At 54.4% G+C, this 18,464-nt stretch carries 19 protein-coding genes and 1 tRNA gene; 6 read left to right on the top strand and 14 right to left on the bottom strand.

Going from position 1 to position 18,464, the window contains the following annotated elements; translation table 11 throughout:
* Nucleotides 1-62: 62 nt before the first annotated feature.
* Entirely contained in the window at nt 63-653 is a 591-nt protein-coding gene (locus tag HW452_RS09925) for a hemerythrin domain-containing protein (RefSeq protein WP_224105949.1), read from the bottom strand.
* A 188-nt stretch (nt 654-841) separates the two neighbouring features.
* Between HW452_RS09925 and HW452_RS09920 the strand changes: the two genes are divergently transcribed.
* A complete protein-coding gene (locus HW452_RS09920) occupies nt 842-1,027 on the top strand; it encodes a hypothetical protein (protein ID WP_224105948.1) in 186 nt (61 codons plus the stop codon).
* 63 nt (nt 1,028-1,090) lie between these two features.
* On the opposite strand, the gene HW452_RS09915 is transcribed toward HW452_RS09920, so the two are convergent.
* The 3 genes from HW452_RS09915 to HW452_RS09905 form a co-directional block, all read right to left on the bottom strand.
* Complete coding sequence (locus tag HW452_RS09915; RefSeq protein ID WP_224105947.1) at nt 1,091-1,297, bottom strand: hypothetical protein; 207 nt, start codon at nt 1,295-1,297, stop codon at nt 1,091-1,093.
* Nucleotides 1,298-1,393: 96 nt separating this feature from the next.
* Nucleotides 1,394-2,005, bottom strand: coding sequence for a flavodoxin family protein (locus tag HW452_RS09910; RefSeq protein ID WP_224105946.1), 612 nt, complete (start codon nt 2,003-2,005; stop codon nt 1,394-1,396).
* A 354-nt stretch (nt 2,006-2,359) separates the two neighbouring features.
* Nucleotides 2,360-2,584: a hypothetical protein gene (locus HW452_RS09905; RefSeq protein WP_224105945.1), complete on the bottom strand. Its 225-nt coding sequence runs from the start codon at nt 2,582-2,584 to the stop codon at nt 2,360-2,362.
* Nucleotides 2,585-3,574: 990 nt separating this feature from the next.
* Between HW452_RS09905 and HW452_RS09900 the strand changes: the two genes are divergently transcribed.
* Nucleotides 3,575-4,738: a mechanosensitive ion channel family protein gene (locus HW452_RS09900; RefSeq protein WP_224105944.1), complete on the top strand. Its 1,164-nt coding sequence runs from the start codon at nt 3,575-3,577 to the stop codon at nt 4,736-4,738.
* A 111-nt stretch (nt 4,739-4,849) separates the two neighbouring features.
* On the opposite strand, the gene HW452_RS09895 is transcribed toward HW452_RS09900, so the two are convergent.
* The 3 genes from HW452_RS09895 to HW452_RS09885 form a co-directional block, all read right to left on the bottom strand.
* Entirely contained in the window at nt 4,850-5,869 is a 1,020-nt protein-coding gene (locus HW452_RS09895) for an SDR family oxidoreductase (RefSeq protein WP_224105943.1), read from the bottom strand.
* Nucleotides 5,870-6,131: 262 nt separating this feature from the next.
* Nucleotides 6,132-6,222: transfer RNA gene (locus HW452_RS09890), tRNA-Ser, on the bottom strand.
* Nucleotides 6,223-6,280: 58 nt separating this feature from the next.
* Entirely contained in the window at nt 6,281-7,987 is a 1,707-nt protein-coding gene (locus tag HW452_RS09885) for a potassium/proton antiporter (RefSeq protein ID WP_224105942.1), read from the bottom strand.
* A gap of 290 nt (nt 7,988-8,277) precedes the next feature.
* On the opposite strand from HW452_RS09885, the gene HW452_RS09880 reads away from it, so the two are divergent.
* Nucleotides 8,278-9,267, top strand: coding sequence for an ABC transporter substrate-binding protein (locus HW452_RS09880; protein ID WP_224105941.1), 990 nt, complete (start codon nt 8,278-8,280; stop codon nt 9,265-9,267).
* Between the two features lie 24 nt (nt 9,268-9,291).
* On the top strand, nt 9,292-10,683 hold the full coding sequence (locus HW452_RS09875; RefSeq protein ID WP_224105940.1) for a 3'-5' exonuclease family protein: 1,392 nt from the start codon (nt 9,292-9,294) through the stop codon (nt 10,681-10,683).
* 12 nt (nt 10,684-10,695) lie between these two features.
* Here HW452_RS09875 and HW452_RS09870 read toward each other — a convergent pair whose 3' ends face one another.
* The 3 genes from HW452_RS09870 to HW452_RS09860 form a co-directional block, all read right to left on the bottom strand.
* Nucleotides 10,696-11,499 (bottom strand): alpha/beta fold hydrolase, encoded by an 804-nt coding sequence (locus HW452_RS09870; RefSeq protein ID WP_224105939.1) that lies wholly within the window; start codon nt 11,497-11,499, stop codon nt 10,696-10,698.
* 50 nt (nt 11,500-11,549) lie between these two features.
* Complete coding sequence (locus HW452_RS09865; protein ID WP_224105938.1) at nt 11,550-12,218, bottom strand: 7-cyano-7-deazaguanine/7-aminomethyl-7-deazaguanine transporter; 669 nt, start codon at nt 12,216-12,218, stop codon at nt 11,550-11,552.
* 158 nt (nt 12,219-12,376) lie between these two features.
* Nucleotides 12,377-14,287, bottom strand: a complete 1,911-nt coding sequence (locus tag HW452_RS09860; protein WP_224105937.1) for a propionyl-CoA synthetase — start codon at nt 14,285-14,287, stop codon at nt 12,377-12,379.
* 326 nt (nt 14,288-14,613) lie between these two features.
* On the opposite strand from HW452_RS09860, the gene HW452_RS09855 reads away from it, so the two are divergent.
* Complete coding sequence (locus tag HW452_RS09855) at nt 14,614-14,934, top strand: ArsR/SmtB family transcription factor (protein WP_224105936.1); 321 nt, start codon at nt 14,614-14,616, stop codon at nt 14,932-14,934.
* A 24-nt stretch (nt 14,935-14,958) separates the two neighbouring features.
* Here the strand turns inward: HW452_RS09855 and sohB are convergent, their stop codons facing one another.
* Entirely contained in the window at nt 14,959-15,999 is a 1,041-nt protein-coding gene (gene sohB / locus HW452_RS09850) for a protease SohB (RefSeq protein ID WP_224105935.1), read from the bottom strand.
* Between the two features lie 148 nt (nt 16,000-16,147).
* On the opposite strand from sohB, the gene HW452_RS09845 reads away from it, so the two are divergent.
* The gene (locus HW452_RS09845) at nt 16,148-16,456 is read left to right on the top strand and encodes an SCP2 sterol-binding domain-containing protein (protein ID WP_224105934.1); all 309 of its coding nucleotides are present in this window, start codon (nt 16,148-16,150) and stop codon (nt 16,454-16,456) included.
* A gap of 26 nt (nt 16,457-16,482) precedes the next feature.
* On the opposite strand, the gene nudC is transcribed toward HW452_RS09845, so the two are convergent.
* From nudC to rnhA, 3 genes are read right to left on the bottom strand one after another with little or no spacing between them, the layout of a single operon-like run.
* Nucleotides 16,483-17,259, bottom strand: coding sequence for an NAD(+) diphosphatase (nudC, locus tag HW452_RS09840; RefSeq protein WP_224105933.1), 777 nt, complete (start codon nt 17,257-17,259; stop codon nt 16,483-16,485).
* On the bottom strand, nt 17,246-17,992 hold the full coding sequence (gene dnaQ / locus HW452_RS09835) for a DNA polymerase III subunit epsilon (RefSeq protein ID WP_224105932.1): 747 nt from the start codon (nt 17,990-17,992) through the stop codon (nt 17,246-17,248). The genes nudC and dnaQ overlap by 14 nt, the downstream gene beginning before the upstream one ends.
* Nucleotides 17,992-18,462 (bottom strand): ribonuclease HI, encoded by a 471-nt coding sequence (gene rnhA / locus HW452_RS09830; protein ID WP_224105931.1) that lies wholly within the window; start codon nt 18,460-18,462, stop codon nt 17,992-17,994. The genes dnaQ and rnhA overlap by 1 nt, the downstream gene beginning before the upstream one ends.
* Nucleotides 18,463-18,464 lie beyond the last annotated feature (2 nt).

Genomic DNA, 18,464 nt, shown 5'->3' with positions numbered 1-18,464 from the left:
CATAAAAAAAGCCCTGCCAGCCAGTATCCAGGGCTTGAATCGGCAGAGGCAAAGCGGTCACCTCAAGTATGGCGCCCCTGTAGCTTGTCCAAGAGGCGGTCGATCATACCAACCCCTGGGCCTACACTTTTGTGAAACAACTCCGAATGAGGTGCGCTGGGATGTGGTCGTGTAGGGGCCAGTTTCTTTGCGTTGGTTACCTTGTCGCCTAGATCGATGAGCTCATCGCCAGGAATGCTGGCACGCAATTTGGGAAACTGCTCCGACTCCTCGTCATCGATATGATGACGTAACTGTTTTTCCATCTCTTTGGCCAACGCCATGAATTCGGGCCGTAACGGATCAACGTCTTCGAGTTTTTTCATCACCTTGACAAGTTCATCATGCTCCTTCTTGTCATGCTCGACTTCTTGTTTGCCGTTTTCGATATGCTGTTCCATGGCGGGATAAACATACATCTCCTCTGCCACTGCATGCCGCATTACTTCAGCAATTGCAGTATCTACCAAATCCCGCCGTTGTCTGGCATCAGGATTATTTTCTACCTGGGTCAATAGTTCGAGCATCTCTCGATGATCAGCGGTCAATATAGCAATAACGTCTGAATTATTGCCTGAATTATTATTGGAGTTTTCGCCATTTATGTTTTCCATAACATTTTCTCCTTGAACCATATCAATAAGCATCACCAAATTTAAAGTTAGCACTAAACGCCGACTATTTCAAAACACTGATAAATATCTACAATTGTTAAAATGTGCACTATTCAAGCATGAAAAAAGGTTTTAAATGAAGGATTCCCAACTACCTTTAATTAAACCAAGCAACAAAGGAGCAAGACATGTCGACGTTCAAGGTTTATCGAGTGGTTCCAGAAGGTGCTGAAATCGATGCCCAACCCGAATGGTGGATCGTTGATTTACGTGACACCGACAAACGCGATGGTGAACTGGTTAGGCAGCGCTGTGCAACAAAGCCTGAAGCTGACGAGCTTGTAAAAAGCTTAAATGAAAAATACCAGCTATGAGTCGAAGCCTAAAAAAGCATGGCTGCCAGACCATCAGGCCTGGCAGCTTCGAAAAGCTGGAAATCACTCCTTTCCGCTTAAACCTCTTAACAGCTTCTCGACTTGGTGGTCTCCTTCACCTTCATCCTCTTTCTCTTTCTTTATCAACTTTTCTCTATTACCCAGCACTGCATTACATGCATTGCAATAGATCGACTGATCCTTTTCACCCTCTTCTGGTATATGTAAATCCTCACTACCGCACTCGGTACATTTTTCGAGAATGGCCATTTTCAATTACCTTCCATTACTTTCAGTACAGCACAATGCCGTACTCTCATAGCTTAGTCAGTAGCTGCCGAGTTGCAAAACTATCGACAGTACTATTTAATTCGTTTGCCCAGGATATTGATGCTGTTTTAGTAACTTGGCCAGATGAACACAATTAAGAGCAAGCACCTGTGTTGCGCTTCGAGTACTTTCTGGGGTCTCATCAAGATCCTTGAGATCGACCGACTGCATGGCTTCGCCTACCCAGTAAGTACAGGCATTGGCAGGGATGGTAAAACCAACATCATTAAGCCCTTGGTACAGCTCAGCGATGATATGATGCGCTCCATCTTCGTTACCTACCGCTACCACGCCCGCGACCCGTCCATAGGAAACCATTCTTCCTTGGTCGTCAGTTTCTTCCAGAAAGGCATCCAATCTTTCCAATACACGCTGGCAGATGCTCGATTGGTGGCCTAACCAGACCGGGCTCCCCAAGATAAGAATATCGGCCTCGAGAACCTGTTTTCGGATCTCAGGCCAATCATCTCCAGCACCCTCGTCCGACGTTACTCCAGGCTTGATATTGAAATCTGCTGCTCGAATTTGACGGCCAGCTACACCATGACGTTTCAGCTCTTCCAGCGTTTCATCGATCAAACGCCCACACGAAGAATCCGCGGGTGATGCCTTGAGCGTACAGTTAATTGCAATGGCCTTTAGTGGCATGCGACTCTCCTTGTCTAATAACAATAAAAGCAAAGAAAAACCCACTACTTAAGCATAGCCAAGGCATCGGATAACGCTATTGGCGTTTACATTAAAATCAAAAAAATCAAACAGCTCCTTTTTAGTTTTCAATTCATTACCTGTTGTTCATCAAGAATGTTAAAAACCAATTCTCTAAAAAGGGCATTAAATAAACAATATTTTCGTAGCACAGAAGTTATATTCGACAACCAGACATCCAAAAATGAAATAACCTCAGATAAATTAGCATATGCAACCATGTGCACATTGCCAACCATCTGAGGCGAATATTACAGAGCCTTGGAAATCGAAAAATGAAACGCGAAGAGAAAGTTAAACTTTCTTTTTATCACCAGTGATTTCGTCTGTGACTCTTCGCAACCCTTTTTCAATAGGGTGCTCATCCTCACCATTGCCATTGATGTCGGAATTAGCCTGAGTGTCTGCGTCGTAAATTTCCGCTCCACATGTATTACATGTGGGTTCTTGCAGAGATTCACTCTCCTTTTCAACGACATACTTTTTACCGCATTTCTGACATTTATGGGTATGTTCCATATTATCTCTCCTTGGTATTCACCCAGTCCGTAAATCAATATGAGAAAAGTCTACCACCATTCCTCTTGAAACCGTTATCGCCATTGCCAGTTGAGAATATATTATAAATCAGCAGCCCTGTTATAACTTGAATCCGCAAGATGCAACATATTAACCCCTCTCTGGCAATTGATTTAAGCTGATGATTTATAACCAGGATAGTGCTTGTTTTAAAAATATTCAAATACCAGATTATTAAAAATGGTTAGCCTCAGCGCTCTGCTTCCGGCCTGCGTTTGCACACAGTACCAACTTGGTCAGCAAGGCTGGCATAGGGATGGCAATTTCATTACTTGCAAAGGATGGTCAGAAATTCTGTGTACAATATCTTCTTGAATCGCTAGGCTGCCGCGCCTAGATCATATCCTGAACTCTTCCTGAAGGACCGTAGGACGATCCGCTTGTCGTCTATCAGAGCTGAGCATCGAGAAGGTGCTGGTTCTACTCCTGCGTTCGCAACCGACGGTTGCGTCGGAAGACATGCTGCAGTGGTCCACCGGGAAATTCGATGCGAATGGCCTCTCTTTTATGTCAGTGAGCCTCTATGGCAGTACTTGGCCAAGAAAATGGGTATATCGATTTACCGCCGGCAAGAACGCCTTGAGAAGGCGTTTATTTTCAGCATGCCGCGAGAAAAGGCTTCGATTTAAAATTCTCATTGCATAATAAGCGAACTGACAGACAGTACAGTACGATCCATCTTCATAGTCCACATACCAAGGGTGTTCCACCAAGAATGCTACATCAGCCTCTAATTGAAACTTATAAAGACGGTTGGCCCTATGCCAACCTAAATATTATAAATTGATAAGATCAAAAGCTACATAGATAAAGAAAAAATGGCAAAGCTACTTTTATAAAATTTTATGGAAAAGGTGGTATTTTAAAACTGGCCTATTCGAAATTATTTACCATAATAATAAACCGCTCGATATGACAAGGTTTTGATATATGTTCAGTAGGGAGCTATGGGAAACCTGGATATCTCAAACCGCTTTGATTAATTTCGGTCTGGTAATAGGCGCTGCCATTCTCAGCTATATTACGCTGCGAATGATGATGCGCGCTCTCATGGCACGCCTGGTGGCATGGCTATCAAACGGCAAGGGCCGGTGGAGCCAGTATGGCGCCGAAGTCTTCAGGCACACAAGCCAGTTGCTCATCGCAGCAATGGCGCTGCAGATCGGCCTTGCCATTGCTGATCTAGGGCCTGTCTGGGACGCTCGGGTCAGTCACTTATGGTTTCTCGTACTCGCCTTGCAATTCGGTCTTTGGGTAGATGCTGCTATCGCCTTCTGGAAAGAAACCATCATTCAAGATAAAGCAGGCCAGGACAATCAACTGACCGTCACCATGGTCGCACTCATGTTCCGCATTATACTATGGGCAGTCGTGCTACTTTCTGGCTTGGCGAACCTGGGCGTCGATATCACTGCTTTCATCGCCAGTCTGGGGATAGGCGGAATCGCTATTGCCCTGGCAGTACAGGCACTGCTGGGTGATCTGTTCGCCTCTGCCTCCATCGGCGTTGACAAACCCTTCAAGACAGGCCACTTCATTGTCTTCGGTGATATCGCCGGTACCATTGAATACATCGGCTTAAAAACGACGCGCATACGTAGCTTGAGCGGGGAGCAGGTCATTTGTTCGAACACTAACCTGCTTCAACAAACGATCCATAATTATAGCCGCATGCAAGAGCGTCGTATTGTTTTCAATCTAGCTGTGTCGTTCCGCACATCCGCGGAAAAGGCAAGACAGGTTCCACCTCTCATCAAGCAAGCCATTGAAGACGTAAAGCATACTAGGTTTGATAGAGCCCATCTGCTGATGTTCGATGACTATGCTCTGAAATACGAGGTTGTCTATTTCGTGCTGAGCGGAGATTACAATCTTTATATGGATATCCAGCAAGCCATCAATTTTACGCTGCTGGAAGAGTTGAACAAGCGTGATATCAAATTTGCCATGCCAGTACGCGCTCTGGAGTTTCTGGAAGACATTCCCCTTCCCAAAGGGAACACTAGTTACCAGATGATGCCTACACCTTCTGTTGAAGCACCTCCACAGCCCTTCCAAGTAAACAAAGATGTTGGCATCGACAAAAGCCCCTGACACATCAAACGCATTCGAGATCATTAGCGGCGTGTCAGCTCTGCCAAGCCATGCCTTGGGTTAACTACTATGATTCATCAAGGCGCAGAAGAAGCAAGGCGCTATCGAATCTCAGCTCTTCGAGCGCCGCTCAGCCAAAGCGACCAAGCTGACCAACGCGCCAGCCAATACGGTTGTGGTGAGCACAGGATGCCTGGAGGCCCTGCTGTAAAGGCTGCTCTTGAAAACATGCCTGGAGTATCGAGCACGTTCGCGCATATCGGTGGCTGGCTCCTGCAACGCGAAGTGACGACGATGCTCCACCTGGCTGGTCTGTTGCAGATCGACCACCTTCGCTGACATTATCTTGTCCATCAAGCCTGGTGCGCAGTGCCCCAGCGCGGCCATGAGCCGCCCGCCGCCCCCGACATACATATCACGCCGGGCATGTTCGGCGCAGTAAAGGATACTGCGTGCAACGATTCGTGGCTCATAGATCGGTGGCGGCAGGGTCGGTTCCGTATCCATCACATTGCCGGCGTGTTCGGCGAAGGGCGTCGCGATACTGGCCGGCTTGATCAACGTGACCGAGACGGGCGCGTCAATATGCTCGAGCTCCATGCGCAAGGCGTCGGTGAAGCCTTTGACGGCGTGCTTGGCGGCCGAATACATGCCTTGATAAGGGATAGCTTGATCCGAAGCAATCGAGCCCAGGTTGATGATTGCTCCCGCGTAGCCGTCGCAACGCTTGCTGAAGTAGCGTGCCGCTTCCAGTGAACCATACACGACGCCCCAGTAAGTCGTGTCGAACAGGCGGTGGTAATCCTTTTCGTCAATATCGAGCAAGTTGCCGAAAAGTGATACACCGGCATTGTTGATCCAGGTATCGAAGCCACCGAAAGTATCGATGGCAGTTTGCGTTATTGCTTGAACCTGGGCTTTATCGCCAACATCGACCACCACGTAGACGGCCTGGCCACCGTTGAGGCTGATCTCGTTACAGAGTTCGCGCAACCTATTTTCGTCACGTGCCGCCAGAACCAGGCGTGCGCCCTGCTCGGCCGCCATGCGCGCAGTTGCCAGGCCAATACCCGAGGTTGCACCTGTGATAATCAGCGTCTGGCTACCTAGACCTTTCAAATGCCATGCCATTTTGCACTCCTTGCTTTTCCATGCGGTTCCCGCGAGGGGGCGGCTGGATGCCGGTTGCCAGCTCGAACTGTTCTATCAAGATAGTAGCTTTACAAGAAGTGCCAACTACGCTGACATCTCGCGCAGATGGGAGAATCAGACGAGAATCTGCGCAAGTGCGAATGCTTGGCAAGCAGGGGAAGGTAACAAAGCCAGGAAGAGCTGTTACAGCTTTTAGAAAACGAAAAAAGCCCCTGACGAATCAGGGGCTTTTCGAGATAAGTGGCGGAGGGACAGGGATTCGAACCCTGGATAGGCTATTAACCTATGCCGGTTTTCAAGACCGGTGCATTCAACCGCTCTGCCATCCCTCCGGCTTATGGGTGCGTATAATATCAGTATTTCCTTGGAAGTCAACACCTTCTAGAGAAATTAGTACAAGCGGAGCCCCACGCGGGTAATCGTGCCTTTCTCCATCTCGCTGACAACCCAGTGAATACCGTGCCAATCCACATCGTCCCCTACTACCGGGTGTCCGCCAACGCGCAGGGCAACGAACTCGGCCAGGGTCATATCGTGCTCGCCAGGGCTGAGCGTCAGGCCATAGGCCTGGGCGACATCCTTCATGTTGGCGATGCCATCGAGTGTGAAGGTACCGAAGAAGGCACGCTCCTGCTTCAGCTTTGCATCGCCGTTAAATAGCCGGTTGAGTGCAGTCAAATCCTCGGAACGCCCAATCACACAGATTACGTCGCCAAGCTTCAAGCGCGTACTGCCCTTGGGATGCAGCATGGCATGATGACGAAATAACGCAGAGATCAGCGCACCTGAAGGAAAACGCAGCAATCGGATAGGAACATCTTCGAGGTCGCTGTTTTCAACCGTATAGACGAACATCTCGAAATCGTTATCCGGCAGTATACCAAGCGGCCCTCGATGGTTGGGTGTGGTCCCAACCGGCACCTCCACCTTCAGCCAGCGGGCCATCAACGTCAGTGAACCGCCCTGAATAAGAAGCGACATCAATACGACGGCAAATGCCACGTTGAAGTAGAGTGATGCATTCTCGACCCCACCGATGACTGGAAAGATCGCCAGCACGATCGGCACTGCGCCTCGCAGCCCTACCCACGCGATAAACAAGGTTTCACGCCATCGAAACTTGAAGAAGGGCTTGATGGTAATCAGTACGGCCAGCGGACGGGCAACGAAGATCAGCGCCAGCGCAACCAGGCCAGCGGGCAACGCCACGTTCCAGAGCTGGCTGGGAGTGACCAGCAAGCCAAGCACCAGGAACAGGCCAATCTGGCTGAGCCACGCCAGGCCATCATGCACGGGAAGAATGAAGTTGAGATGACGCCCAGGCTGGTTACCGATCATGACACCAGTAAGATAGATGGCAAGAAAACCGCTTCCCCCCAGCACGCTGGTCAGCCCGAACACGCTGAATCCGAGCGCCAGCGCCAGCATGGCATAAAGGCCCGGCGCCAGATCGAGCCAGCGCAACAGTTTGGCGCTTAGCCAGCCACCGCCGATGCCTATCAGTACCCCAATACCAAATTGAGAAACGAAGAAGGCCAGAGTATCCAGCGGCCCACCAATTTCACCTACCAGCAGTTCTACCAGCATCAAGGTAAGAAAGATGGCCATCGGATCGTTGGTGCCCGACTCGATTTCAAGGGTAGCCCCTACCCGTTCGTTGAGGTTGACTCCCCGACCGCTCAGCATGGAAAAAACGGCGGCCGCATCGGTCGAACCGACAATCGCGCCTACCAGCAACCCCTGCACCAGCGTCAGGTCGAACACCCACATGGCGATCATGCCCACGATGGCACTGGTAATGAATACACCAAGCGTGGCCAGTGAAAGCGCCGGCTTGAAACCTACGCGAAAGGTTTTCAAGCGTGTACGCAGCCCGCCATCCAGCAGAATCATGGCAAGCGCCAGGTGACCTATCGCAAAGGCCATCGAGTAGTCGTCGAAGGCAACCCCGAGCACGCCCTCCTCGCCGGCCAGCATCCCCAGGCCCAGGAAGATCAGCAGCAGCGGCACTCCCATCATCGAAGAAAGGCGGCTGGCAAGAATGCTAAGCACCATCAGCGAACCACCCACTAAAAAGAACGTATAGATCGCGTCCATGTCTCTCCATCTCACCATCAATGCAGCCCTATTATTGCATGCTGCCAATAAATTTACTCCGCAACACGGCAGCCCAACGCATCCAGGACTAGTCACGAGCAGATCGAGACGGCTAAACTCCGCCGACTTGATATCAGGAGTCAGTGATTATGCTACGTTGCCTTTCAGGTGTAGGGCAGTTACGTTTTTTTATAACGATAGTGTGCATATTTTTTCTATTTTCATCAGCTTACGCACAAGACACCGAAGCAGCGGGAGAGCAGCGCCCTCTTTCGCTGGATAGCGACCTGGTGGTTGTAGAAGCGCTGTGGCAAGCCGATGGCAGCAAAGAGACCGAGGAAGTACCCTCTACCGCGCAGGTGCTGCCTCCACCGCTTGAGCCACCGCCCTTGAAAAGCGTTTCACTGATGCTGGACTGGTACCTGAGCCCTCAACATGCTGCGTTGATCGTTGCCGAGGCGCGGGGTCTATTCACTGCCCAAGGGCTTGATGTAGAGCTGCTGACACCGGCCGACCCATCGGTTGCCATCAAACTGCTGGCGGCCGGCGAAGTGGATCTGGCACTGACGCGACAGCCGCTCCTGCATCTGTTCGCTCACCAAGGCGCGCCGATTACCCGCATAGCCACGCTGATCGAAACCCCGTTGACAGCGGTAATCGTGAAAGGCGCCGAGCAATCGGACAACGCCGCCCACTTGGCAGGGCTTCATTACGGCTACTCCACCCAGGAGGGTGCCGATATTCTGATCCATGAGCTGGTGCCGCGTTCGGTACGCCAGACCGATGACTACCGCACACCGCAAAGCGTCCATTTCAATACGGTCAGCGCCATGGACAGTGACACTATCGATGCCATTGCCGACGGTTTTTATCACACGCTGCCACAGGCGCTGTCTGCCAATGGCATTGCCACCCATACCCTGCACTACGGCGAACTGGGCGTCCCTCGGCATGACGGTTTGGTGATGCTTGCCAATAACAGCTCATTGGCAGCCCAAAGCGAAACCTGGTCACGCCTTATCATCGCTGTGGAAGAAGCCAGCGAGTGGATAGTGAATAACCCGGAAGCAGCCTGGGCATTAGTGGTGGCTACCCATCCAGTGCTTGATAATACGGTCAACGCAGCTGCCTGGCCGGATATCCAGCGCCGTATGTCGCTGAGCCCGGCCGCGCTGGATACGCGTCGCTACGGCGCGTTTGAAACTTATCTACAGCGCAAAGGACTAACCGATACGGCCCTGCCCGTCTCACGTTTGGCCGTCGACCTTTTTACCCCTTGATGCCCTTGCCGATCCAGGAGCGCCATGACCCAGGCACCGCTGATATTCATTGACCTTGAAACCACGGGTACGAGTGCCACGCACGACCGCATTACCGAGATTGCCGCGCTCAAGGTGGTCGATGGCCAACCGGTCGACTGCTGGTCCAGCCTGGTTCAACCAGATATCCGCATACCGGGCAATATCAGTCAGCTCACGGGTATCGATGATGCCCTGGTAAAAGACGCTCCACGCTTTGAAGGTATTGCCGCGTCGCTTCGCGAGTGGCTCGGCCCAGCCCACACGCTGGTCGCTCACAATGCACGATACGATTACAGCTTTCTGCGCCATGCCTTCACGCGTTCGGGCCATGACTATCAAGCACCGCTCATCTGCACGCTGCGCCTTTCCCGCAGGCTGACGCCTCACGAGTCCCAGCACAACCTGAAGGCGCTGCTCGAGCGCCACGCCATTCCTCGCGCTCGCGCACACCGCGCAGGCGATGATGTCAAAGCGCTATGGACACTGTGGCAGACATGGCAACGTCAGCATACGGATGATGCATGGCAACGCATGCTTGCCGAGGAGAAACGTCATCGCACGTTACCTGCGCATCTGGATAGCCATCAGTTGGCGGATTTACCCGAATCGCCGGGCGTCTACTTCTTCTATGGGCACAACCGGCTGCCTCTTTACGTAGGCAAAAGCGTCAACTTGCGCCGCCGGGTGCTCAGCCACTTTCAGCGCGACTACCAGAACAACAAGGCCATGCGCCTTGCCCAGCAGATTCATCATATCGAGTGGGAAGAAACTGCCGGCGACCTTGGCGCCCAGCTGCGTGAGGCGCAGCTGGTCAAATCCTTGATGCCGATAATGAACCGCCAGCTTCGCAAGCAGCGCAAGCTCACGACCTGGCACTGGCCGGCGGGATCGCACCAGCCAGCGCTTGCTGGCGGCGACGTGCTTACCCAGCCACCGGAAGGGGCGCTCTATGGCTTGTTTCGAAGTGCCAAGGATGCCAAGGAAACGCTGCGCACTGTCGCCGAAGAGCATAAGCTTTGTCCGCAGGTGCTTGGGTTGACCAAAGGGAAAGGACGCTGCTTTGCCAACCAGCTGGGCAAATGCCTGGGCGCCTGCGATGGGAAGGAGTGCCTGACCACCCATACGCTGCGTGCTCAGGAGGCATTGGCTCAGCTACAGATCAAGGCCTGGCCATGGCCTGGGCGTATTGCCATACAGGAAGGCCCTAGCGCGCAAGGCAAGCAGGCCTGGCATGTGGTCGACCATTGGTGCTACCTGGGCAGCGCCGAAACCCTCAAGAAAGCCCAACGCCTGACCCACGCCGCTACCCCCGCGTTCGATGTGGATAGCTATCGTATTCTCAAACGTTTTCTACGTACGCCCGAAGTGCACGGCCTAAGCATCGAGGCGCTATGAGAAGTATGTGGTTCAGCGGTCGTGATGCGTAATGAAGGCATCGACTGCCTGCTGAAACGCCTCGGGCTGCTCGGCATGCAACCAGTGACCAGCCTGCTTGAGCGTTACCACCCGCGCCTTGGGCAGCACGGCTCGTAAAGCGGGCAGCATGTCATCGGTCACATAATGTGACTCTGACCCACGCAGTACGAGGGTCGGGCCCTCGAAAGGCACATCGCCAGCGGGCGGGCCAATGATATCACTGTAGCCGCGCTTGATTTCATCAAGCCCCACGCGAAGCTCCATTCCGTTGTCGCCGCGCACCAGGTTAGTGGCCAGAAAGAGGCGCGTCGATCTTGCCTTCACGTGCTCGGCCATCAGGTCGTCGGCTTCACGGCGGTTCTTGGGCAATGTGTCTCTGACGCGTTCAAGTGCGGCAAAGACGTCATCGTGACCATGCTGATAGGCCACCGGAGCAATATCCCCCACCAACAGAGAAACCACCCGCTCAGGTGCCATCCGTGCCAGGCTGATCGCCACCTTGCCGCCCATGGAATGCCCCAGGATATGCGCCTGATGGATGGAGAGCTTGTCCATCAGTGCGAGCACATCCTGACTCATGGTGGCATAGCGCATGTCATCGCCGTGCGGCGAGCGGCCGTGATTGCGTAAATCCACGGCAATGACCCGCCGCGTACGCTGCCAGACCTTCAGATGGGAGCGCCAGTTATCCGCGCTGCCCATCAAACCGTGAATCACGACCAGCGGTGTGGCTTCGCTCTGGGCTTCACAGGCCATGTCCAGTACGTGCAGATCGAGCGTGGCAGCATCCGTCATATCGATTTCCTAGGGTTATAAACGGGGGATAAAGAGGCGTTCAGGCACTCCTAGGCCGCGCGCGGCGCAAGGTCGGCGCGCCCTGTCCAGACCACTAGCCGGCGTGTCAACCAGGCAAGCAGGAGGCCATACAGAGGCAGGAAGAACAGCAGGCTGATGGCCAGTTTGATGGCGTAGTCGACGGCGGCAATTTCCATCCAGTGTGCCGCCATGAAGGGGTCAGGGCTATTATGAAAAGCCGTCCAGAAGAAGGCAAAGGTATCAGCCAGATTGCCAAGTACGGTCGAACACACTGGCGCTATCCACCAGGCCAGCTGGCGCAGTCGGTCAAACACCTGCACATCCAGCAACTGACCGATCACATAGGCAAGAAAGCTTGCCAGGGCAATACGTGCCACGAACAGGTTCCACTCTCCCAGTGCCTCGATACCTGCAAAGCTGCCCCGTGGAAATACCACGGACACCACGTAGGAAACCAGCAATGCCGGCAGCATGACACGCAGAATAATGGCGCGAGCAGGCCCCTTGCCGAACAGCCGAACCGTCAGGTCGGTGGCCAGGAAGATGAACGGGAAACTGAACGCTCCCCAGGTGGTGTGAAACCCGAAGAGGGTAAAGGGGAGTTGCACGAGGTAATTACTGGCGGCAATGATGCCGATATGAAACGCCACCATGACCATGAGGCAACGGCGATACTGAGCAGGATTCAATGCAAACATGGAGAACCTTTTTTACAAGCCAGGAGGGGTTAGGGAACCCTCGTAAGAAAGCGCACAGCGCTGCTGGGCGCGCATTATACGCGTTCTCGACGCCAATAAAAGCGCAGGCTTTTCAGGATCACCATTCATCACAGCCGCTATGCAAGAACCTAGCTCGATCAAATCGAGGCGGATTTATCAGCGGCGCCGACGTCACGTTCACACATCAGGGCATGAACCTCGTCGAGGCTCGTCGGATCATCGATGGTGGAAGGAATACCAAACGTCTTGCCATCGGCCATGTTACGCAACAGCTTGCGCAGTATCTTGCCAGAGCGAGTCTTGGGCAGGCGGTTGACCACGAGCACCTGCTTGAAGCAGGCAATCGGCCCGATGGTATCGCGTACACGCGCTAACAACTCATTTTCAAGCGCCAGCTCATCCCCGCTGAAATCATCCTTGGGGATCACAAGGCCAATGGGGACCTGCCCCTTGAGTGCATCGTGAATGCCGATGACCGCACACTCCGCCACCGCCGGGTGACCGCCTACCACTTCCTCCATTTCACCGGTGGAAAGCCGGTGCCCGGCCACGTTGATCACATCATCGGTGCGCCCCATGATGAACAGGTAACCCGCCTGATCGAAATAGCCGCCGTCACCGGTCAGGTAATAGCCTGGGAACGCGGCCATATAGGCACCATGAAAACGCTGGGGGTCACGCCAGATGCCGATAAGGCAGCCAGGTGGCAACGGCTGCTTGATCACCACGCTGCCCTGCTCCATCGGTGCGGCCGGCTCGCCTTCGCGATTGAGCACCTGCACATTGAAACCAGGCACCGGTAAACTGGCAGACCCCGGTTTGATCGGCATTTCCTCGAGCCCAGGCTGATTGGCCACGATCGGCCAGCCGGTTTCGGTTTGCCACCAGTGATCGATCACCGGCACGTCCAGCAGGTCGTCCAGCCAGTGAAAGGTCGGCGCGTCGAGCCGCTCACCGGCCACGTAAAGGTGTTTCAGGCTGCTGATATCGTATTGCTCGAGCAGCTTCGCATCCGGGTCGGCCTTCTTGATCGCTCGGAATGCCGTCGGCGCGGTAAAGAAACTCGTTACCCGGTATGCTTCGATCAGACGCCAGAAACTACCTGCATCCGGTGTGTTGACGGGCTTTCCTTCATATACCACGCTGGTGCAACCGCGCAGCAGTGGACCATAGACGATATACGAATGCCCTACTACCCAGCCAACATCCGAGGCGGTAAACATTACCTCCCCCGGGTTCATGGCATAAATTGTCTGCATGGAGTAAGCAAGCGCTACTGCATATCCCGCGCTGTCCCGCATGACACCCTTGGGCTTGCCGGTAGTGCCCGACGTGTAAAGAATATAGAGCGGATCCGACCCCTTGACCGGCACGCATTCAGCGAAAGGCGCCTTGGCCACGAGTTCGTTCCAGTCATGGTCGCGCACGCCCATGGTCGCCCGCTGAAATTCGCGCTGGAAGATGATGCAGGCATCAGGCTGATGACGGCTCTGGACAAGCGCCTGGTCGATGATCGGCTTGTAGGGAACGATCTTGTCGACCTCGATACCGCAGGAGGCTGCCACGACTACCTTAGGCGCTGCGTCCTCGATGCGCGTGGCAAGCTCATGTGCCGCAAAGCCACCAAATACGACCGAGTGAACAGCACCAAGCCGTGCACAGGCATACATGGCAACCAGTGCTTCGGGAATCATGGGCATGTAGATCACCACCCGGTCTCCCTTCTCGACTCCAAGGCCTGCCAACGCCCCGGCAAAGTGAGCAACCTGATCGCGCAGCTCGCGGTAGCTCAGCGTGCACTTGGCCTGGGCAACTGGTGAGTCCCAGTAAATAGCGGGCTGCTCGGCCCTTCCCTGTGCGACATGATGATCCAGAGCGGCGTAGCAGATATTGAATTCGCCATCCTCGAACCAGCGTGCGTGCTGCTGATCGTCATAGGTAAGTATCTGTGTGGGTGGGGTATACCAGGGCACGCGCAGGGCCTGTTCTGCCCAGAACGCTTCAGGCTCTTCGGTGGCTTGGCGGTAAGCGACTGGATAACGGTTCATGGCGACCCTTGATGGTTGTTTTTATCATGGAAGTAATTGGCGTATGAACGTGCTCGTCTAACTCTCTGACACTTTATAAACGATACGCCCGGCTCGCTCTGCTACCATTGTCTAACCAGGCATGCTCTGTAAATGACGCTCATGTCGTATGCAATTGATCTCGGAGTTATCATTGATAAACCGTTAAACAATTTCTTGGACAAAATTCACTAAATTACTGATCATTGATTTACTATCCTCGCAACGCGACGATGCTCTTCTACTATAAAAACGAAGCCTTAAGCTGAAATAACAACTATCCACCCAGTGTAGGCAAGGAGATTGTCATGTCTGCGTCCTCAAGCGCCGCTGCACGCCTGCTTGAAAACAACGGCCAAGCCCTCGTGTACAGCACCCATTTGCTGAAAGCGCTGGCCAATGAAAAACGGCTGCAGATTCTCTGCCTGCTGGCGGAAAAAGAGCTTTCGGTAACGCAGATCAACCATCAGCTTTCACTGAGCCAGTCAGCCCTTTCCCAGCATCTGGCCATTCTGCGGCGCGATGCGCTGGTCACTACCCGACGAGAATCACAGACGATCTACTATTCGCTCAGTAGCGAAAGCGCCAAGGCGATTCTGAACACCTTGGCGCAGCACTATCCCGCTTGAGACCCTATCGCTGCCCGAAAGCGTTCAGCGACGCTGCCAGCTAGAGGCTTCCAGCATGCTCATGGCCTTGAGCATGGCACTTTCCACACCAGCAGATACCGCCATCCCCAACCGGCGACCCATGGTCCTGGGGCGCTCCAGCTTGACACTGTATACCTTGGCTTGCCTCATGCGCTCCACCAGATAAGCCTCGCTGGTTCCCAGACTGTCGACCAGATGGTTGTCCACCGCTTCGCTGCCGTACCATATCTCCCCGGTGGCAAGCGTATCGATATCCATCTGCGGGCGATGATCGCTTACATAGCGCTTGAACAGCTGGTGGGTATTGTCGAGATCCTCCAGAAACTTCGTCCGACCCTCTTCGGTATTTTCGCCCAGGACTGTCAGCGTGCGCTTGTACTTACCCGCCGTGAGCAGCTCCACATCGATGTCATGCCGCTTGAGCAGTCGGTGAACGTTGGGCACCTGGGCAACGACGCCGATCGAACCGATAACGGCAAAGGGGGCAGCTTTGACGTGGTGCGCTGTGCAGGCCATCATGTAACCGCCGCTTGCCGCGACCTTGTCGATGCAGACCGTGGTAGAAAGTCCGGCATTTCGCAACCTGTCAAGCTGTGCTGCAGCAAGCCCATAAGCGTGGACAAGCCCCCCGGCGGACTCCAGGCGCACCACCACTTCATCATCGGCAGTGGCCACGTCGATGATTGCCGAGATTTCCTGGCTAAAGTGCTCGGTCTGCGACGCCTTCAGATCACCCTGGAAATCCAGCACCCAGACACGCGTTGCTGACTGTTCGCCATCCTGCCTGGCAGCTTTCTGACGCCTTTTATCTTCGCGACGAAACGCCTTGATGAGCCTTTTACGTGCGCCTGGCTCACTGGAAGCCGCCTTCAAACGCCTCTTGCGTGCAAGGCGCTGTTCATTAAGAGGTTCGATATAGAGTTTGAGGTCACGCCCCTGGGCGCCCTTGCCGCGCAACACCACCAGCAATGCCAGCCCCAACAGGACCATCACAATAGTGGTCTGCAACAGAAACGTACCCATTTCCGCTATCCATTCACTCACGTACACTCTCCCATGAAAAGATCAGGCGTTGCGATTGCCACCCGGTAACACCGCTTGATTAAAACACCTGTTTGAAATACGCTCACCTACATTGCCGGGGCTATCACTCCCCTTTATACGCCCTTTTACCGTCAACGGAGATACTCACATGTCGAACACCACGCTTGAAAAATTACAGGCTCGTTTTAACCCCGACGCTGCCAAGGGAATGCACGAAGTCTTCCAGTTTCACTTTTCCGATGCCGGCAGCCACTACCTGGTCATCGACGATGGCAGCCTGGATGTTCACGAAGGCGAGCATGACGATCCGTCCGTCAGTCTGAGCATGAGCACCGATACGCTCAAGGGCATCATGAGCGGCGACATCAACGGCATGACCGCTTTCATGACCGGCAAGCTGAAGGCGACCGGCAACGTCATGCTGGCCACCAAGCTGACCAGCCTGTTCCCCAACTGATCCTACCCTCACCCCGCCCACCGCGATTAACCCAAGCGAGCCAAATGCGTTTCGATCAGCTCTCGGGAAATCGAGTACGGCGGGGGCAGCGATGGCAGCTGGCGCGGTGAAAACCACGCCGCGTCACTGATTTCCACCCCGTCGATTCGAATACGCCTGGTGGTGGCTTCGGCAAAGAAGCCCAGCATCAGCGAGTGTGGAAAAGGCCAAGCCTGGCTCTGGTGGTAACGCAACTGATCCACATGCACACCCACCTCCTCGAACACTTCACGATGTACGGCCTCTTCGGCTGATTCGCCAGGCTCGATAAAGCCCGCCAGCGTCGAGTAACGCCCAGGCGGAAACCGCGGACTGCGTGCCAGCAGCATCGCCTCGCCACTAGTAACCAGCGTAATGATGCACGGCGAAATGCGTGGGTAGTTGCGATGCCCGCATGCATGGCAATGCATGGCGAACTCGGCTTCCAGCTTGGTCGCCGGCGCTCCGCAACGTCCGCAGAAGCGGTGGTTTTCAAGCCATGCCCCTACCTGCAGCGCGGTAGACAGCAAGCTGAACCAGGAAGTGGGAAGTTCTGCCATCCACTGGCGTCCATCAATCCACGCCTCCTCCGGCTCACGCTCGAGTAAAAGAGCCACCGGCTCATCGTCCCAGTAACACAGCGGCTGCATGTGCGTGGTCCACGGCTGGTAGGGTTGAAGCGGCGTCAGGGGCTCGCCTGCAAGCGGTGCGGGTGCAATCCGACTGCGGGAAAGCTTGATGACGCGCCCCTCACGCACGTGATGAGGAATTTCACGCCTGAGCATCGTGACCGCTTTCCTTGAACCAATTGAGTTGATGTGCCTGACACTTGGCCTGATGCGCGGCGCGCTCTTCATCGGTTGGCCGAATAACGCGCAGCTGGCCGGGCGTCAATGAAAGCCGCTGTACCGACAGCCCCTCGCTGGAAGGGTTGGCCGTCTGCTCTTCGGAAGAAGAGGTATCGGCGTCCAGCGTCAACGCTGTCTGCCCACCGGTCATGGCCAGGTAGACATCGGCCAGGATCTCCGAGTCGAGCAAGGCGCCGTGCAGCACTCGGTGGCCATTATCGATATCGTAGCGCTTGCACAACGCATCCAGGCTGTTGCGCTGGCCCGGGTGCATTTCGCGTGCCATGGTCAGCGTATCCAGCACCCGGCAGTACTGGCGCACAGGACCAAGGGGAGCCCCGCCGCGCGTTCTGTTGAGCAGTTCCAGCTCGTGATCGATAAAGCCCACGTCGAAGGGTGCGTTATGGATAACCAGCTCAGCACCTTCGATGAATGCCCAGAACTCGTCGGCTATCTGGGCAAACACCGGCTCGTTGGCTACCTTCTCGTCATCGATACCGTGAATCGCCACGACCTCGGCATCGATATGCCGCTCCGGGTTGATGTACTGGTGATAGGTGCGTCCGGTAAAACGGCGGTTGATCATCTCGACGGCGCCGATCTCGACAATGCGATGACCATCCTTTGGGTCGATACCGGTAGTTTCGGTATCCATGATCACTTGGCGCATTATGCTCTCCTCTGCTGATGTTCATCGATGGCTTCATTGGCAAGCGCATCGGCGCGTTCGTTACCAGGGTGCCCGCTATGCCCTTTTACCCAGTGCCAAGCCACCTTGTGGCGGTGGGTCTCTTCATGCAGCGCCTTCCACAGCTCGGCATTCTTGACCGGCTGTCTGGCCGCGGTTTTCCAGCCCCGCTTGACCCAGTTGTGAATCCACTGGGTAATGCCCTGACGGACATACTGGGAGTCAGTCCACAGCGCTACTTCGCAGGGCTTGTTCAACGTGCGCAGGGCCATGATGGCGGCCATCAATTCCATACGGTTATTGGTGGTATCGGCTTCAAACCCCTTCAGAGTCTTTTCATGCGAGCCGCTTGAAAGGAGAACCCCCCACCCGCCGGGGCCCGGGTTGCCCCGGCATGCGCCATCGGTATATACCGTCACTTGCGGCAGCCGCTCGGCAGCTTGATTACTCACAC

Origin of the sequence: Vreelandella aquamarina (genome assembly GCF_020075495.1) — a bacterium.
Taxonomy (GTDB): Bacteria; Pseudomonadota; Gammaproteobacteria; order Pseudomonadales; family Halomonadaceae; genus Vreelandella; species Vreelandella aquamarina_A.
Note: the sequence above shows the minus strand (reverse complement) of the source record. Positions and strands in the feature narration are given on the sequence as shown.

Coding starts and splice junctions, on each gene's coding strand:
- HW452_RS09925 (WP_224105949.1), bottom strand. CDS start 653: ATGGAAAACATAAATGGCGAAAACTCCAATAATAATTCAGGCAATAAT.
- HW452_RS09920 (WP_224105948.1), top strand. CDS start 842: ATGTCGACGTTCAAGGTTTATCGAGTGGTTCCAGAAGGTGCTGAAATC.
- HW452_RS09915 (WP_224105947.1), bottom strand. CDS start 1,297: ATGGCCATTCTCGAAAAATGTACCGAGTGCGGTAGTGAGGATTTACAT.
- HW452_RS09910 (WP_224105946.1), bottom strand. CDS start 2,005: ATGCCACTAAAGGCCATTGCAATTAACTGTACGCTCAAGGCATCACCC.
- HW452_RS09905 (WP_224105945.1), bottom strand. CDS start 2,584: ATGGAACATACCCATAAATGTCAGAAATGCGGTAAAAAGTATGTCGTT.
- HW452_RS09900 (WP_224105944.1), top strand. CDS start 3,575: ATGTTCAGTAGGGAGCTATGGGAAACCTGGATATCTCAAACCGCTTTG.
- HW452_RS09895 (WP_224105943.1), bottom strand. CDS start 5,869: ATGGCATGGCATTTGAAAGGTCTAGGTAGCCAGACGCTGATTATCACA.
- HW452_RS09885 (WP_224105942.1), bottom strand. CDS start 7,987: ATGGACGCGATCTATACGTTCTTTTTAGTGGGTGGTTCGCTGATGGTG.
- HW452_RS09875 (WP_224105940.1), top strand. CDS start 9,292: ATGACCCAGGCACCGCTGATATTCATTGACCTTGAAACCACGGGTACG.
- HW452_RS09870 (WP_224105939.1), bottom strand. CDS start 11,499: ATGACGGATGCTGCCACGCTCGATCTGCACGTACTGGACATGGCCTGT.
- HW452_RS09865 (WP_224105938.1), bottom strand. CDS start 12,218: ATGTTTGCATTGAATCCTGCTCAGTATCGCCGTTGCCTCATGGTCATG.
- HW452_RS09860 (WP_224105937.1), bottom strand. CDS start 14,287: ATGAACCGTTATCCAGTCGCTTACCGCCAAGCCACCGAAGAGCCTGAA.
- HW452_RS09855 (WP_224105936.1), top strand. CDS start 14,614: ATGTCTGCGTCCTCAAGCGCCGCTGCACGCCTGCTTGAAAACAACGGC.
- HW452_RS09845 (WP_224105934.1), top strand. CDS start 16,148: ATGTCGAACACCACGCTTGAAAAATTACAGGCTCGTTTTAACCCCGAC.
- nudC (WP_224105933.1), bottom strand. CDS start 17,259: ATGCTCAGGCGTGAAATTCCTCATCACGTGCGTGAGGGGCGCGTCATC.
- dnaQ (WP_224105932.1), bottom strand. CDS start 17,992: ATGCGCCAAGTGATCATGGATACCGAAACTACCGGTATCGACCCAAAG.